Below are 15,632 nucleotides of genomic sequence, written 5' to 3'. Positions count from 1 at the left end.
CGCTGCACGTCCAATCATGTGTATGCTTATTTGCATTAACCGTCCCCGAACCACCGACACCTGCACCTCGCTATTCGTCGGCAGCGTCAGAGTTGTATAAGAGACAGGTCACGCGGCATGGAGCGCCTTTTCGAGCTCGTCCTTCGACATAGTTGACCGGCCACGAATGTTCGCGGACTTGGCCTTCCGCATCAGATCCGCCTTCGTTGGGCCGCCGGACGCCCTTCCTTGCTTGGTCCCGGCCTTCCTGGCGGCCGCGGATTTCTCGGCCACATCCTTTGGCTGATTGGAGAACTGCTTGCCGTCCTTGGTGTCCGCGCGCTTCTTTCTCGTGGAGCGGTCATACTCGTCCTTCGACAAGGATGAGCGTGCCTTCTTTGGAAGATAGCGCTCCCCGGTCTTACCGCTGGGCTTGCCGGATTTCGTATCCCATTCCTCGTTCGACCATTGCGTCAGGCTGTTCTCGTCGGATTTCTTGCCCTTGTAGCCGCCTCCGGCCTCCTTATAAGCCTTCGTTGCCGCCTGGGCCTTGCGGGCCGACCATTGCCCAGCCTTGCCTCCCTTGTCGGAAGCGGTCACCTCGGACTTGATCCTGTCCCATAGTTTAGGGTCGGTCTTTTCAGCGCTGGCCGCCATCGTTCGAGCCTATGCTTGTTTCCGTGCGATCAACCTGCACCGAGGGGGCCGGTTCCCGGTGGACGGCGTGTCATCAATCCGTGAAAAAGCAACACGATACAGGCGGCGCAGCCGGAAACGTCGTAAAACCGCGATGTTGACTTGAGAGGCCGCAGCCTCCACCCCGCGAACGCGCAGGGCGGCTCCCATCCCAGGCGAGACGAACGGGACTTTTGGAATGAGTGAGAGCGCAGTGGCAAAGCCTACAGTGTTCATCGATGGGGAGGCCGGCACCACCGGCCTTGGCATTCGCGAACGCCTGGAGCGCGAGGGCCGTGTTTCCCTGAAGAGCATCCCGCACGAGAGCCGCAAGGACATAGCAGTCAAACGCGCCCTTCTGGCGGATGTGGATCTCGTCGTTCTCTGCCTGCCCGACGATGCGGCGAAGGAAACGGTGGCCTTGGCCGATGGCCTGCCCAATGGCGGACCCCGCATCCTGGATGCGAGCACCGCCCATCGCGTCAGCCCTGGCTGGGCTTACGGTTTTGCCGAATTGAATGCCGGTCAGGCACAAGTGATCCGCGAGGCGCGGCGCGTCGCGAATCCCGGCTGCTATCCCACCGGTGCCATCGCTCTCGTGCGGCCACTGGTCGATGCTGGATTGCTGCCGCCCGATACGCCGATCAGCGTCAACGCGGTCAGCGGCTATAGCGGCGGCGGCAAGAACATGATCGAGGCATATGAGGCCGGAGAGGCACCGGCTTTTCAGCTCTATGGTCTCGGCTTTGCTCACAAGCACCTGCCGGAACTGCAGGTCTATGGCGGCCTGACCCGGCGGCCGATCTTCATCCCGTCCGTGGGAAACTTCCGCCAGGGCATGCTGGTGAGTATCCCGCTCCACCTCGATACTCTGCCGGGGAATCCGGATGCTGCTGCGCTGCAAGCGGCCCTCACTGCGCATTACGCCGGAAGCACGATGGTGACCGTGGTTCGGACCAACCCGGACGATAAGCCGTACGCCGAAGCTCTGAACGACAGCGATCACCTCGAATTACGGGTTTATGGTACGCCTGACCATGCTCATGCGTTGCTCGTGGCCCGGCTCGACAATCTCGGCAAAGGCGCATCGGGCGCCGCCGTGCAGAATATCGGCCTCATGCTCGGTCTGGATTGATATCGCGACGCGGATTGGGGAAGAGGTCGAATAACGTCATGTCCTCGGTGCCGGACATGCCTCAATCCGCCCGATCGCTACGTTCCCGCCCCTCGCGATGATGACCTCGCGCGACGACGGCACGTCGCGATTCCAGGGGCCGGGATCACGACCGCCACTGGGTCGTTCAGCACCATCATCGAGGGTCTGCGCGGGGATCAGCCCGTAGCATGCAACCGGTCGCGCACCGGGAAAGCACGATCCAATTATCCAGAAGAGGCACAGCAATGTCTTCCGCCCATCGCGGAAGCCGTTTCCCGACTCGCGCCGAGCTATTCCTGCGGGCGCCCAGTCCCCGCCATCTCCGCGCGCCCGAATTGCATCGGTGCCAGCCTATTGGGGCACCGCTAACGCCTGTCGATCGCGTTCCAGCGAGGCTGCCCACCGTCGCCTCCAGTCACAGACCGGCTTTCTGGTGCCGAGAGACCAGTGACGACCGAATTATTTTGCAAGATTCGCCATCGAAGCTAGCAAGACCGATCGATTTTATTGTCTAAAAATACGGTTTAAATGCGCAGCCGAGGAACTGTTTATGATCGATCAAGTTAGGGATCGATGCTCGATGACGTTGTGAGAGAGGCGGTTCATTCACTTTTGACAAGAGAAGCGGGATCCCCTGGCGATTCTCTGACCGTGGCCGATTGGCCTTGCTCCGTCCTGTGACAAGATGATCGTTTGTCCGGTGGCGGAGACGATTTCCGGCGAAAGAGATACAAACACACCTGCCGCGCCATCCGGCGCCTCAGCTTAAAACATTAGAGGGAGAGCATACATACGACTTCATGAGAGTACACATCATCGCAGACTCCGTGCAATCTGCTGGCATAGATCACGATGATCGCGATTCGAGGGCTGCCAAGCGTTATGTGGCCGACTCGTTCGTAGACCGGCAAGTGTTGGAAGGGGAGCGTTCTGACGGACACTTGAACGGAAGTACCGCCAAAGAGAGAGCGACGATCGCGGCTGGCGACCGCACGGTGTCCGCCCAAGGACCGTTGTCAAACATATCCGCAGTTGGGATCGACTGGCATGAACGCCAGGCTCGACCGCCTAGGCTTCCGAAGCCGAAAAATCTGCAATGATTGGTTGAGACCGTTTTTACCGATGCCTCGCGCCGGTGGCAAAGTTCTTCATGCCGTCCTTCGCTGGACCCTATGTTGAGCAGGCTTCCGTGACGCTCTAATGCGGCAGAACACTCGGTAAATTCTGTTCGCTTCACCCTCCAAACGTATGCGCAACCAAGGATGTGGGGCTCGCAGACGGCGAACACGCGAAATATTTGAACGATTGATCCGTAAACCAGTGGATTTCTTTCAATAACATCTTGCTACACGCGCGAACGGAGCATAGGCTAGCGTACAGTATCAACATAGCGAAGCGATGGCGCGAATATCATGAGTGAATCCGACACCGACTCAGCCCGTCTCATCACCTTGGCCGCGGATATCGTCTCCGCGTATGTGAGCAACAATCACGTCCAGAGCGCCGAACTGCCTAAGCTCCTCAGCGATGTGCACGAGGCCATCCGCTCGGTGAGCACGAGCAGCGCACCTGCCGCTGAGACCGGCCCGCCGAAGGCGACGCCACAGGAAATCCGCCGCTCCGTGACGCCGGATTACTTGGTCAGCTTCGAGGACGGCAAGCAGTACAAGACGCTTCGGCGGCACCTCACACTCCGCGGTCTGACCCCCGAACAGTATCGGGCCAAATGGGGCCTGCAGCCGGACTACCCGATGACGTCGGCTGCCTATTCCGAACAGCGTTCAGAATTGGCTCGCGCCCTTGGTCTCGGTCAGCAGCGCCGCAAGACCGTATCCCCCGTATCCAAGGCTGCGCCCGAGGAGGTCGTGAGCGAGCCGGAGGAGGAGGCCGTCGCCGCCCCGCCCGAAAAGAAGCGCCGTGGCCCCCGCAAGAAGCAGGCGGCCTGATGCCCGTCCGACGGCGCCTGTTTGGGCGACGTCGGATGTATCCAATCGGTGACAAGAATGCCCACTCCCAGCGCGATGCCGGGAGTGGGCTTACTCATGACTGGACAGCTTTGCTGAATGTATGTGCGACTGTGGTGAGAGCTGACGATCGGTCATCGTAAGATGCATGGCAGCTTCACTATCGACTACCGGTTTGGACTTGTACCATGAGTCTCCTCGCTGAGGCCGGGGAGGGCCGGCGCTGCTGCTGAGAGGTCTGCCGGAAGTTCGGCGATGCGGGTTCGGGACCTCTGGCAAGGAGGCCGCGCTGTCGGGGCGTTCGATTTTGTAGTCTCGGTCACGGCCTCGGAGGGCACCCGCCGCCTTGGCGAGGTCGATTACGAGTCCCGTCGATGAGTTCCCCCGGCCGAAGACACACCGTCTGTGGCCGCCTATAGCTTTGCAGCTCCATAGCGGACCTCCTGTCCGACCGTCTCTCACGAGACTTCCGCTGCGCGAGCTTGCCCAGGCAGAGCCGACGATAAGCGGAAGGCCTGCGCGGCATGCCTAGCCCGGTCCCGAGGTCGCTGAGGCTGCGGGATCCCAGACCGGCCCCCGCCGAGGCGACCGAACGCACGTCGTCGCTTCCTCCAGCAGGCTCTCGCCGTGTGAAGCCAGGGTTCGCCCGAGGCTAATGACAGGTGGGGAGGGCGGTGCTAGACGGGGCGCGGCACCCCGACTCCGTAGCTCAGCTGGATAGAGCAGCCGCCTTCTAAGCGGCAGGTCGTTGGTTCGAGCCCAACCGGGGTCGCCACGCACACCTTCGTGGTGATGACGCGAGGCTGATCCGGTCACCTCGGTCTCCGCTTCCTCTCAGGACATGAAGAAGGCGCCTCCGATTGGCTCGGAAGCGCCTTGTGGATCGTCATGGATGCACCCCGGGCCTCGCCCGTGGGCAAGGATGCTCCCGGCCCGGCCGGGAGCATAGCCCTTCACCGCTCAGTAGCCGAACCGCACGTAGGGTCGGGGGGCGTAGGCATAGGGGACGGGGCCATAGGCGTAAGGCCGGTAATACGGACGGGGCCTATAGCCGTAGCCATAGCCGTAGACAGGCACCGGACGAGGCGCGTAGTAGCCGTACGCACGGGATGTGGCCCGGCATCCGAACGCGGACGGATAAAAACCGTAGCCGCAGCCGCCGGCGGCCTGGGCTGTCGTCGTGCTCGCTGCAGCCATCGTCAGGCCACCGATGACGGCGCCGATGAGGCCGAAAGTCTTCACGTGTTTCATGACATCAACTCCGGATCGCATCCCCTCGGGACCACAGCTTCACCTCGGGGCGTGCTGCATCAAGACACCCGATCGCTGAACAAATTCTGACATTTTCGCTGCCTGGATCAACCGATGGCGACCCGGTGCTTGAACGCGCGATTTCGTGATTGAGAAAGGCGCGAACGCGAGCCTTACGCTCCGACCGGGTGCGGGCGCCCCCGCCGTGACGGATGGGATTGACGTCGACCGTGGATGGGGTCTCCTCCCCCGCCGCGTTCTTACGCCCACCATGCCTTCGACAGATCGGAACCTCGCCATGCCAGACCTCAAGACCCTTCGCGACGTCTCGGGCCTGAGCCCGGCGCCGGCCCGATTGCGCGCCTCCGCCCTGATCATGATCGACCTGCAGAACACCTACCGCGAGGGAATCATGCGGCTGGAGCAGGTGGAGCCCGCCATCCGCGCCGCGCGCGAACTCCTCGACCGTGCCAGGGAGGCCGGCATCCCCATTGTCCACATCCAGCACGACGCCGGGCAGGGCTCGCCCTATGACATCTCCACCGCCATCGGGCGGATCAGCGACGAGGTGGCGCCGCAATCCGGCGAGACGGTCATCGTCAAGAATTACCCCAACGCCTTCGTCGGCACGAACCTGCAGAACCATCTCGAGGAATCCGGCGTACAGTCGGTGCTGCTCGCCGGATTCATGACGCATATGTGCATCAACTCGACGGCGCGCGGCGCCTTCAACCTCGGCTTCAGCCCTACGGTTGTGGCGTCCACCACGGCCACCCGTGCCTTGCCCGGCCCCGATGGTTTGGTGGTGAGCGCGAGCGCTCTGCAGGCCGCGAGCCTCGCCACCCTCGGCGATCTCTTTGCCGTGATCGCTCCGGGTGTCGGCGACATCGCGGATTGACCCGTCCCGGCGCCTCGTATCCGCCGGACGGGAACGTGTGCGGCGCATCATCGTTCGGCTTCTGAAGCAGGAGTTGAACCCATGAAGATCGACATCGTCGCGGATCTCGTCGTCGAAACCTTGCAGCAGGTGGGTGTGCGGCGGATCTACGGTGTCGTCGGCGACAGCCTCAACGCCATCACGGAGTCGATCCGGGCGCGGGGCGTCATCGACTGGGTGCATGTACGCCACGAGGAGGTCGGAGCCTTCGCGGCGGGCGCGGAAAGCCAACTCACGGGAGAGCTGGCGGTCTGCGCCGGTTCCTGCGGCCCCGGCCATGTCCATCTCGTCAACGGGTTGTTCGATTGTCACCGGACCCGGACGCCGGTCCTGGCCATCGCCGCGCATATCCCCTCGGCCGAGATCGGCTCCGGCTACTTCCAGGAGACGGACCCGAAGGCCCTGTTCGCGCAGTGCAGCCATTATTGCGAACTCGTGTCCGATCCCTCGCAGCTGCCGTTCGTCCTCGAGAACGCCATCCGCGCCGCGGTGGGTGAGCGCGGTGTCGCCGTGGTGATCATCCCCGGCGACGTGGCGTTGAAGGATGCGCCGGCCCGGGCCATCGCGCCCAATGCCGGCCTGCTGCCGACCAAACCCGTTATCCGCCCCGCCGATGCCGAGCTCGATGCGCTCGCCGAACTGCTCGACGGCTCGTCGAAAATCACGTTGCTCTGCGGCCGGGGTTGCGCCGGCGCCCATGCCGAACTGCTGCAACTCGCCGAGGCCCTGAAGAGCCCCATCGTCCATGCCCTCGGCGGCAAGGAATATGTGGAATACGACAACCCCTTCGATGTCGGCATGACCGGCCTCATCGGCTTCTCGTCCGGCTACGCGGCGATGCGCGACTGCGACACGCTGCTGATGCTGGGCACCGATTTTCCCTACAAGCAGTTCTATCCGGCCCATGCCAAGGTGGCGCAGATCGATCTGCGGCCGAACCAGCTCGGCCGGCGCACGAAGCTCGATCTCGGCCTGGTCGGCGACGTGCGCGACACGATCGCGGCGCTCCTGCCGAAGCTCGGCGTCAAGTCCGACCGGGCCTGGCTCGATGCCAGCCTGAAACATTACGCCAAGGCCCGCGAAGACCTCGACGATCTCGCCACCGGGGCGCCGACCAAGGGCTGGTTCGGATTGAAATCGGCCAAGTCCCCGATCCATCCGCAATACCTCACCAAGCTCGTCAGCGAGGCGGCGGCGGACGACGCCGTCTTCACGGCGGATGTCGGCACACCGACGATCTGGGCCGCTCGCTACCTGAAGATGAACGGCAAGCGCCGTCTCCTCGGTTCGTGGGTGCATGGTTCCATGGCCAATGCCATGGCGCAGGGCATCGGCGCACAGGCGGCCTGTCCCGGCCGGCAGGTCGTGGCCCTCTCGGGCGACGGCGGATTCACCATGCTGATGGGCGATCTGCTGACCCTGCGGCAGGAGAAGCTACCGTTGAAGGTCGTGATCTACAACAACGGCTCCCTCGGCTTCGTCGAGATGGAGATGAAGGCCGCTGGCTATCTCGAGACCGGTGTCGCCCTCGAGAATCCGGACTTCGCCGCCATGGCCCGGGCCGTCGGCCTTCACGCGGTTCGGGTGGAGGATCCGGCCGAACTGGAGGGCGCGGTCCGGGATGTGCTCGCTCATGACGGACCGGCCGTCCTCGACGTGGTGGTCAACCGCCAGGAACTCTCGATCCCCCCGAAGATCGACGGACAGCAGGTGAAGGGGTTCAGCCTCTACGTGCTGCGTGCGGTGATGAGTGGCCGCGGAGATTCGGTTCTCGATCTCGCCAAGACCAACATCATCCGGTAGACCACGCTCTATCTTTGAACGTATCCAAACTGAACGGTGATGCGGCCGACGGGTTGAACGGCGGCCGCATCCCAGGAGAGAAGACCGGTTTCCATGCGCATCGGACTGTTCGTGCCGTGCTACGTCGATGCTTTCGAGCCTGAAGTCGGCATCGCGACGCTGGAATTGCTGGAACGCTTCGGCCTCGACGTGGCCTATCCTTTCGACCAGACCTGCTGCGGCCAGCCGATGACCAATACCGGTTGCCATGCCGAGGCTGCGGCGACGGAGGCGCTCTTCGTCAGGAACTTCGCCCCGTTCGACTACATCGTCGCCCCGTCCGGCTCCTGCGTGCATCAGGTGCGCGAGCATCTCACCGCGATCCCGCAGACGGACGAGGTGAAGGACGTCCGTGCCAAGACCTTCGAACTGGTGGAGTTTCTGCACGACGTGCTGAAGGTCGATGCCTTCCCCTGGGCGGAGTTCCCACACAAGGTCGGCTACCATTCGAACTGCAACGCCCTGCGCGGCATCCATCACGCGCGGCCTTCCGAGCTCAACAAGCCGGCCTATTCGAAGCCCCTCGATCTCCTGTCCAAGGTGAAGGGGATCGAGATCGTCACACCGGCACGGCCGGACGAATGCTGCGGATTCGGCGGCACGTTCAGCGTGTTCGAGCCGGCCGTGTCCGCCAAGATGGGCTACGACAAGGTCAGCGACCACAGCCGTGCCGGGGCCGAATACGTCGTCTCTTCCGACTCATCCTGCATGATGCACCAGAAGGGCTGCGCCGCCCGGATCGGCGTGCCGCTCAAGTTCATCCATATCGCCCGCATCCTCAACGGAGTCTCGGCATGAGCGCGCATGAGGAGAGCGGTCCCCGCGACCGTATGATCCATCCGGACGTCGCCAAGGCCGGCGACGAGAGCGAGCGCGGCCAGGATGGCCGCCGCCTCGACCATGCCGAAGCGACCACGAGGCCGATCGGAGCGGAGCCCAAAGCGAAGGCGGTGCGCGAAGCGCAACCGCGCGGCGCAAAAATTCGTGGTAACCGGCCGATCGATCAGGCCGAGGCCGCCGAGCGCTTCCTTGCGGCCCCACTTCACCAGAAGGCCCATGACGAACGCCTGTGGGATCTTCGCAAGAAGCGCGACACGGCCGCGTTCGGGATTCCGGAATGGGAGGAGCTGCGCGACCTCGCCTCGCAGATCAAGGCGCACACCCTGTCGAATCTCGATCGGTATCTCGAAGAATTCGAGGCAAATGCGAAGGCCAACGGAGTCCATGTCCATTGGGCGGCGGACGGGGCCGAGCACAACCGTATCGTCCACGGCATCCTGAAGGATCACGGCGCCAAGTCGTTGATCAAGTCGAAGTCGATGCTCACCGAGGAATGCGGTTTCCGGCACTACATGGCCGGCACGGGCATCGAGGTGATCGAGACCGATCTCGGCGAGCGCATCCAGCAGCTCGACAACGAGGAGCCGAGCCACGTGGTGGTGCCGGCGGTGCACAAGACCCGGTTCGACGTGGCCGCCGTCTTCGCCAAGACCATGGGCACCGACCCGGAGAACGACGACGCCCATTACCTGGCCGAGAGCCAGCGCATGCATACGCGACCCCTCATCCTGGAGGCGGATGCAGGCATGACCGGCTGCAACTTCGCCATTGCCGAGACCGGCACGGTGGTGACCTGCACCAACGAGGGCAATGCCGACCTCTCGGGCAACGTGCCGAAGCTTCAGATCCATTCCATCGGCATCGAGAAGCTGATCCCGCGCATCGAACATCTGGGCGTGTTCCTGCGCCTGCTCGCACGCTCGGCCCTCGGCTCGCCGATCACCCAGTACACCTCGCATTTCCGCGCGCCCCGCGAGGGCAGCGAAATGCACTACGTGCTGGTCGATAACGGCCGCTCCGAGCGGCTCGGCATGGAGGAATTCTGGACCTCGCTCAAATGCATACGCTGCGGCGCCTGCATGAACACCTGCCCGGTCTACCGGCGCAGCGGCGGCCTTTCCTACGGTGCGACCTATTCCGGCCCGATCGGCCTCATCATCGACCCGACCTTCAACAAGCGGAAATACTCGACCCTGCCGTTCTCCTCGACCATGAACGGCAGCTGCACCAATGTCTGCCCGGTGAAGATCAACATTCACGAGCAGATCTTCGCCTGGCGCAAGGTCCTGGCGGAGGAGCATCAGATCCCGCTCCTGAAGCAGGGCATGATGAAGGCGGCGGGGCAGGTGCTGAGCCGGCCCGCCACCTACCGCGCCGCCATCGGTGCCGCTGATTCCGCCCTCAGGGCGCTGCCGCGCTTTGCGGTCTACAACCCGCTCAACACCTGGGGGAAGGGACGCGAGATGCCCGACAGCCCGCGCCAGAGCTTCCACAGCTGGTACAAGCAGAACCGGATGGACAAGAAGCCGGAGACGGACGCGTGAGCGGGCCGAATGTCGTGCTCCACGGCTCACTCCGGCCGAGGCGCGCCTCCCCCTCGTCGGGGAGCGCGCCGAGGCGGCAGCCGAAGGTGAGGGGGAGTATCCAGAGGAGCCACGTCCTGAGAGACGCCCTATGGCCGAGTGATCGTCGTTGGAGTGTCGGCCGATGAACTCCCGCGACGACACCCTGGCCCGCATCCGTAAGAACCGCCCCGCCGGCGACCATCCCCTGCCGGACATCCCGGACTTCGAGCCGCTTGTCGGTGACGATCTCGTGGCGGAGTTCGGCGAGCGCCTGAAGCGCATGGGCGGGCGCATCGCGGCGCCGGCTCCGGGTGAGGACCCCTTCTCCGCCGTGCGCGAGCGGCTGGACGACAGCGCGGTGATCGCCTCGGCGGTGCCGGAGATCGCCGGCAACCGCGATCTCTCCCGCGTGGCGTTGCCCGCTGATCTCGCCGATGTCGACGTCGCCGTCGTCCGCGCCGTGTTCGGCGTGGCCGAGACAGGGTCCGTGCTGTTCACACAGGACGAGTTGAAGGTGAACGCGGTGGCCTATCTCGCCCAGCACCTCGTCGTGCTGCTCGATCCCGCCGACATCCTGGTCAACATCCAGGCGGCCTATCGCCGGCCGGATTTCGGCCGCGCCGCCTATGCCGTGCTCCATACCGGTCCGTCGGCCACCGCCGATATCGAGGGCGTTCTGATCCACGGCGCGCAGGGCGTGCGCTCGCTCACGGTGATCCTGCTCCCCCGCGCCTGACAGGTCGGCCTCAAGGGGCGACGGGTGGGCTGCGCCTCCCCTGGCACTGCCCCCGGGAAACGGCAGAACTCGGCCTTTCCCGCAGGATCCTTGTCGCCACGACGGGCGTAATCCTTGCTAGGACATCCCTAACGGAGGAAGGAACGTCCATGCGCTACACGCTCGGTTGCAGTCTGTCTTATAACATACTCTCGGACACGACCTTCATCTTCAATATCCAAGTGGCTCGTTTGAAGAGCCTCGAGATTCTGAGCGAGACGCTGACGCTCAAGCCGGACCTGAAGCGGGAAATCTACATCTCGCCCGACCTGCAGAACCGCTATCTCGGCGTGAACGTCCCCGCCGGCCAGTTCTCGTTGGAATACAACGCCGAGGTCGAACTCACCGTCCACCGGGCCGATCCGGCCACGATCAACGAGACGCCGATCTCGCAGCTTCCCCTCGACATCCTTCCCTTCCTGCTGCCGAGCCGCTTCGTCTCCTCCGACCGGCTGACGCCCTTCGCGCAGGCCGAGTTCGGGGCGCACCCCAAGGGACATCAGCGCGTCAACGCGATCTGCAATTGGATCCACGATCACCTGACCTATCAGCCCGGCACCAGCGACGGTGAGACCACCGCCGACGAGAGCCTGCTCAAGCGCGCCGGCGTGTGCCGCGATTTCGCTCACATCGGAACGGCCTTCTGCCGGGCCCTGGGCATCCCCGCCCGCTTCGTGAGCTGCTACGCCCACGGCCTTGTGCCGAGCGACTTCCACGCAGTGTTCGAGGCCTATCTCGACGGCCGCTGGTGGCTGTTCGACGCCACCCGTCAGGCCGATCTCGACGGGCTGGTGCGCATCGGCGTCGGCCGGGATGCGGCCGAGATCGCGTTCTCGACGCCCTACGGCAACATGCAGCCGGTCAACCAGCAGATCCGCATCGCCCGCTCCGACGGCCTCGGCAGCCCGCCCCAGCGCACGGTGGACGCGATCTCGACGGAGTTGCCGGCCCCGCATGCGGGCGCGGCCTGAACGACAGGATCACAGGATGACGGCATCCTGTGATCCTGGTCCGGTTCATCTGGAAGGAGGCACGCGCGATATTCGGCTGCGATGTCATGTGGGGTCGACATCGAGCCGACACATCCCGCCGGACGCTAAGCCTTGCCCCCCTCCCATGCCTGATACTGGATTGAAGGGGATCACCCTCGCTTTTTTCAGTCGAACGATGGTTCGGCCGGCTATAGATCGGCTTTTCCCATGCGCACGACGGTAGGGAACGAGGCACGATGGCAGCCCCTCTTCAGACGCGCGGATCCACATTCGCGGCCTACCGCGATGCGTTTCGCGCGGTCACTTCCCTGTGGCGCGAGACGGGGCTCGTCACCCTCGCCATGATCGTTCAGTCGCTCCTCACCGCCCGTATGAGCGGTTCGAAAAACTCGAGCGGATCACTGACGGCCGCTCTCATCGAGATCGCCGTCACCATCCTCCTCGTCCCTTACACGATGGCGATCTATCGTCATGTCCTCGGCTTGCGGCCGGAGAGCGCCCAGACCCTGCTGAACGAGGCGATGCGGCGGAAGGATCTTATCGCCTATCACCTCGGATGGTTTCTCATCGGCATCCTGTGGGCGCGGGTGGCGATCCTTCCCATGGCTGCGCTCGGTCTCCTGATGATTCCCGCTTTCGTCCTCACCATCTGGCTGACAAGCCGTCTCTTCACCGTCGGACCCACCCTCGCGATCGAGGGATTGGAGGTCACGCCGCAGGCCGCGTTTCGGGCCACGGTCGGTCAGGTCTGGACCATCTTCTACATCGGCTTTCGCGTGGCCCTCCCGCTCGTGGCGCTCGCGCTCCTTCTGGGCGTTCTGGTCTTCGCCTCCAGCGATCAGCCAGTGGGTAGGGCAGGGACGCCGCCCTCGATCCTCACGGAAATTCTGATTCTCCCGTTCTCCCTGTTCGGCCTCGTCCTTCGCGCCGTCCTCGAGGCGCAGATCTTTAGAGACCTCGGTCTTTTCAGCCCAAGGCGAGAGGTGGGATAACCACCCTGCCGGGTGGCTCGATTTTCGCGACGCATGGTTTTCGCGACGGCGATGCAGGAGCATTGAGACATGACCTATCGCCATATCGTCGGCCCCAAGACCCACGTCTTCGCGGATCTCGCGACGCTGATGGCCAAGGCCACGCCGCTCCGCTCGGGCGACCGGCTCGCCGGCATCGCGGCGGAATCGGCGGAAGAGGGGATGGCGGCGCGCTGGTGCCTGTCCGAGGTGCCGCTGTCGGAGATCCTGGCGAAACCCCTCATTCCCTACGAGGAGGACGACGTCACCCGCCTCATCCTCGACACGCACGATGCGGTGGCCTTCAGGGAGATCGCGCATCTCACCGTCGGCGATTTCCGCGAGTTCCTGATCAAGGCGTCCTCCGAGACGCTGACCCGGATCTCGCCCGGCATCACGCCGGAGATCGCCGCCGCCGTCTCGAAGATCATGCGCCATCAGGACCTGATCCTGGTGGCGCGCAAATGCCGGGTGGTGACGAAGTTCCGCAACACGATCGGTCTGCCCGGCCGGCTCTCCGTCCGCCTCCAGCCCAACCACCCCACCGACGATGCCGCCGGCATCACCGCCGCCATCGTCGACGGGCTGTCTTATGGCTGCGGCGATGCGGTGATCGGCCTCAACCCGGCCTCCGACTCGGTCTCCACCCTGAGCGGTCTCCTCCACCTCTTCGACGACCTGATCCAGCGTCTCGCGATCCCGACGCAGGGCTGCATCCTCACCCATGTCACCACCACCCTGGAGGCGATGAACCGGGGCCTGCCGGTGGATCTCGTGTTCCAGTCCATCGCGGGCACGCAGAAGGCCAATGCCAGTTTCGGCGTCACCTTGGCCGTCCTGAAGGAGGCGCACGAGGCGGCGCTCGCCCTCAAACGCGGCACGGTGGGCGACAACTGCATGTATTTCGAGACCGGTCAGGGTTCGGCGCTCTCGGCCAATGCCCATCACGGCATCGACCAGCAGACCCTTGAGGCACGGGCCTACGCCGTCGCGCGCCCGTTCCGGCCGCTCCTCGTCAACACCGTGGTCGGCTTCATCGGGCCGGAATATCTCTATGACGGGCGGGAGATCATCCGGGCCGGGCTGGAGGACCATTTCTGCGGCAAGCTCATGGGCCTGCCGCTCGGCTGCGACGTCTGCTACACCAACCATGCCGAAGCCGACCAGAACGACATGGACACGCTGCTGACCCTGCTGGGAGCGGCCGGCTGCACCTTCGTCATGGGCATTCCCGGCGCCGACGACGTGATGCTGAACTACCAATCCACCTCGTTCCACGACTCGCTCTACGTGCGCGAGGTGCTCGGCCTGAAACGCGCGCCGGAATTCGAGGCGTGGCTCGAACAGATCGGCCTCACCGACGCCGAGGGCGCGCTCCTGCCAGAGGGGCCGAGCGCGCGGCTCATCGCGGCGGCTCCCGGCCTGTCCGCGCAGAAGGGAATCGCCGCATGAGCGCCGAGGACATCTCCGAGGATCCGTGGACCAGATTGAGCCGCCTGACGCCGGCGCGGATCGGCCTCGGGCGCGCCGGCACCGGCATGCCCACCATCGAGGTGCTGCGCTTCGGCCTCGCCCATGCCCAGGCGCGGGACGCGGTCCACACGCCGATGGATGCCGCCGAGGTCGCCGCGGGGATCGAGGCGCTGGGCTATCCCACCCTCACCCTCGCCTCGGCGGCGCCGGACCGCGCCACCTACCTGCGCCGGCCAGACCTCGGCCGCACGCTCGGTGAGGACAGCGCGACGATCCTGGCCGAAAAACCTTCTGAGCCGGTGGACCTCGCCATCGTCGTGGCGGACGGTCTCTCGGCCCGGGCGGTGCACGAGGGCGCGGCCGGGTTCCTCGCCGCCTTCAAGCCGCATATCGACAAGGCCGGATGGACGCTGGCGCCCATCGTGGTGGCGACGCAGGGGCGCGTCGCCCTCGGCGACGGGATCGGCGCGGCGCTGAAGGCCCGTGCCGTCGCCGTGCTCATCGGCGAGCGGCCCGGCCTGTCCTCGCCCGACAGCCTCGGCATCTACCTGACCCTCGACCCGCGCGTCGGGCGTTCGGATGCCGAACGCAACTGCATCTCGAACGTCCGACCCGCCGGGCTCTCGCACGACCTCGCCGCGTTCAAGCTCGACTGGCTCCTGCGCGAGGCCTTCGTGCGCGGAATCACGGGCGTGAACCTCAAGGACGGCAGCGGGCCGGAACTGGAGCCGCCGCCACGTCAGCAGGCTCTGGAAGACGGAATGGATACCGCATCCCGGACCTGACGAAACGGCCTACGCCATCCGCGAAGCCCGAGCGCCACGCGCTCCCTCCTCCCGGAAGATCCGCCATTTAGGGCCGCGTCACGGCTCGCGGCGCAGCAAGTCGTCTTGCCGAACGCTCCCCGACTCCGATCCCGCCCGCCGTCCTCACCGACGAAGCGTGGCTGTGGCGGGGTCGCAACACCGCGAAAGCATCCCGACTTCGCCTTGGGACACGCCCTCATTCGCCGCGATCCCGCCATAAACCGGGACCACCTCAACATCCGCGGTAAACGACAGTTTCCCCAACACTTTACCGCTGAATTCCGAGACTGCGTTTCACGGTGTCGAACGACGCTTCACCGGCGTCGCATGCCATCGCGTTGAGAGCCGACAGCCGGGCTTCACCCGA

General features: G+C 64.6%; 13 protein-coding genes and 1 tRNA gene. 12 read left to right on the top strand and 2 right to left on the bottom strand.

Features of this window, described 5'->3' with window-relative positions; translation table 11 throughout:
- Positions 1–108: 108 nt before the first annotated feature.
- Entirely contained in the window at positions 109–636 is a 528-nt protein-coding gene (locus tag MBTS_RS09655) for a DUF5872 domain-containing protein (RefSeq protein ID WP_192215506.1), read from the bottom strand.
- A 217-nt stretch (positions 637–853) separates the two neighbouring features.
- Between MBTS_RS09655 and argC the strand changes: the two genes are divergently transcribed.
- The 3 genes from argC (at position 854) to MBTS_RS09640 (ending at position 4,549) form a co-directional block, all read left to right on the top strand.
- Positions 854–1,789 (top strand): N-acetyl-gamma-glutamyl-phosphate reductase, encoded by a 936-nt coding sequence (argC, locus tag MBTS_RS09650; RefSeq protein WP_056144549.1) that lies wholly within the window; start codon positions 854–856, stop codon positions 1,787–1,789.
- A 1,433-nt stretch (positions 1,790–3,222) separates the two neighbouring features.
- Entirely contained in the window at positions 3,223–3,756 is a 534-nt protein-coding gene (locus MBTS_RS09645) for a Ros/MucR family transcriptional regulator (RefSeq protein WP_056158029.1), read from the top strand.
- Between the two features lie 716 nt (positions 3,757–4,472).
- Positions 4,473–4,549, top strand: a tRNA-Arg gene (locus MBTS_RS09640).
- Positions 4,550–4,734: 185 nt separating this feature from the next.
- Here MBTS_RS09640 and MBTS_RS09635 read toward each other — a convergent pair.
- The gene (locus tag MBTS_RS09635) at positions 4,735–5,025 is read right to left on the bottom strand and encodes a GCG_CRPN prefix-to-repeats domain-containing protein (protein ID WP_056157678.1); all 291 of its coding nucleotides are present in this window, start codon (positions 5,023–5,025) and stop codon (positions 4,735–4,737) included.
- Between the two features lie 298 nt (positions 5,026–5,323).
- On the opposite strand from MBTS_RS09635, the gene MBTS_RS09630 reads away from it, so the two are divergent.
- The 9 genes from MBTS_RS09630 to eutC all read left to right on the top strand — a co-directional run bounded on the left by MBTS_RS09630 (position 5,324) and on the right by eutC (position 15,244).
- The gene (locus MBTS_RS09630) at positions 5,324–5,923 is read left to right on the top strand and encodes a cysteine hydrolase family protein (RefSeq protein WP_056144559.1); all 600 of its coding nucleotides are present in this window, start codon (positions 5,324–5,326) and stop codon (positions 5,921–5,923) included.
- 81 nt (positions 5,924–6,004) lie between these two features.
- Positions 6,005–7,765 carry a ubiquinone-dependent pyruvate dehydrogenase gene (gene poxB / locus MBTS_RS09625; RefSeq protein ID WP_192215505.1) on the top strand — a complete coding sequence of 587 codons (1,761 nt, stop codon included), beginning with the start codon at positions 6,005–6,007 and terminating at the stop codon, positions 7,763–7,765.
- Positions 7,766–7,858: 93 nt separating this feature from the next.
- Entirely contained in the window at positions 7,859–8,602 is a 744-nt protein-coding gene (locus MBTS_RS09620; protein WP_018042973.1) for a (Fe-S)-binding protein, read from the top strand.
- On the top strand, positions 8,599–10,188 hold the full coding sequence (locus tag MBTS_RS09615; protein WP_056144566.1) for a lactate utilization protein B: 1,590 nt from the start codon (positions 8,599–8,601) through the stop codon (positions 10,186–10,188). Before MBTS_RS09620 ends, MBTS_RS09615 begins: the two co-directional genes overlap by 4 nt.
- 163 nt (positions 10,189–10,351) lie before the next feature.
- Positions 10,352–10,945, top strand: a complete 594-nt coding sequence (locus tag MBTS_RS09610) for a LutC/YkgG family protein (RefSeq protein ID WP_192215504.1) — start codon at positions 10,352–10,354, stop codon at positions 10,943–10,945.
- A gap of 149 nt (positions 10,946–11,094) precedes the next feature.
- Complete coding sequence (locus MBTS_RS09605) at positions 11,095–11,955, top strand: transglutaminase-like domain-containing protein (RefSeq protein ID WP_192215503.1); 861 nt, start codon at positions 11,095–11,097, stop codon at positions 11,953–11,955.
- Between the two features lie 257 nt (positions 11,956–12,212).
- Entirely contained in the window at positions 12,213–12,968 is a 756-nt protein-coding gene (locus tag MBTS_RS09600) for a hypothetical protein (RefSeq protein ID WP_192215502.1), read from the top strand.
- Positions 12,969–13,037: 69 nt separating this feature from the next.
- On the top strand, positions 13,038–14,438 hold the full coding sequence (locus MBTS_RS09595; protein ID WP_147830183.1) for an ethanolamine ammonia-lyase subunit EutB: 1,401 nt from the start codon (positions 13,038–13,040) through the stop codon (positions 14,436–14,438).
- A complete protein-coding gene (gene eutC, locus MBTS_RS09590; RefSeq protein ID WP_147830185.1) occupies positions 14,435–15,244 on the top strand; it encodes an ethanolamine ammonia-lyase subunit EutC in 810 nt (269 codons plus the stop codon). Before MBTS_RS09595 ends, eutC begins: the two co-directional genes overlap by 4 nt.
- Positions 15,245–15,632: the final 388 nt, after the last annotated feature.

The sequence above is a fragment of the Methylobacterium bullatum genome, from assembly GCF_014845095.1.
In the GTDB taxonomy this organism is placed as follows: domain Bacteria; phylum Pseudomonadota; class Alphaproteobacteria; order Rhizobiales; family Beijerinckiaceae; genus Methylobacterium; species Methylobacterium bullatum.
This window is presented reverse-complemented; position numbering and strand designations above follow the sequence as displayed.

What these genes read in the sequence shown, in the direction of transcription:
- MBTS_RS09655 (WP_192215506.1), bottom strand. Translation starts at nt 636, where the DNA reads ATGGCGGCCAGCGCTGAAAAGACCGACCCTAAACTATGGGACAGGATC.
- argC (WP_056144549.1), top strand. Translation starts at nt 854, where the DNA reads ATGAGTGAGAGCGCAGTGGCAAAGCCTACAGTGTTCATCGATGGGGAG.
- MBTS_RS09645 (WP_056158029.1), top strand. Translation starts at nt 3,223, where the DNA reads ATGAGTGAATCCGACACCGACTCAGCCCGTCTCATCACCTTGGCCGCG.
- MBTS_RS09635 (WP_056157678.1), bottom strand. Translation starts at nt 5,025, where the DNA reads ATGAAACACGTGAAGACTTTCGGCCTCATCGGCGCCGTCATCGGTGGC.
- MBTS_RS09630 (WP_056144559.1), top strand. Translation starts at nt 5,324, where the DNA reads ATGCCAGACCTCAAGACCCTTCGCGACGTCTCGGGCCTGAGCCCGGCG.
- poxB (WP_192215505.1), top strand. Translation starts at nt 6,005, where the DNA reads ATGAAGATCGACATCGTCGCGGATCTCGTCGTCGAAACCTTGCAGCAG.
- MBTS_RS09620 (WP_018042973.1), top strand. Translation starts at nt 7,859, where the DNA reads ATGCGCATCGGACTGTTCGTGCCGTGCTACGTCGATGCTTTCGAGCCT.
- MBTS_RS09615 (WP_056144566.1), top strand. Translation starts at nt 8,599, where the DNA reads ATGAGCGCGCATGAGGAGAGCGGTCCCCGCGACCGTATGATCCATCCG.
- MBTS_RS09610 (WP_192215504.1), top strand. Translation starts at nt 10,352, where the DNA reads ATGAACTCCCGCGACGACACCCTGGCCCGCATCCGTAAGAACCGCCCC.
- MBTS_RS09605 (WP_192215503.1), top strand. Translation starts at nt 11,095, where the DNA reads ATGCGCTACACGCTCGGTTGCAGTCTGTCTTATAACATACTCTCGGAC.
- MBTS_RS09600 (WP_192215502.1), top strand. Translation starts at nt 12,213, where the DNA reads ATGGCAGCCCCTCTTCAGACGCGCGGATCCACATTCGCGGCCTACCGC.
- MBTS_RS09595 (WP_147830183.1), top strand. Translation starts at nt 13,038, where the DNA reads ATGACCTATCGCCATATCGTCGGCCCCAAGACCCACGTCTTCGCGGAT.
- eutC (WP_147830185.1), top strand. Translation starts at nt 14,435, where the DNA reads ATGAGCGCCGAGGACATCTCCGAGGATCCGTGGACCAGATTGAGCCGC.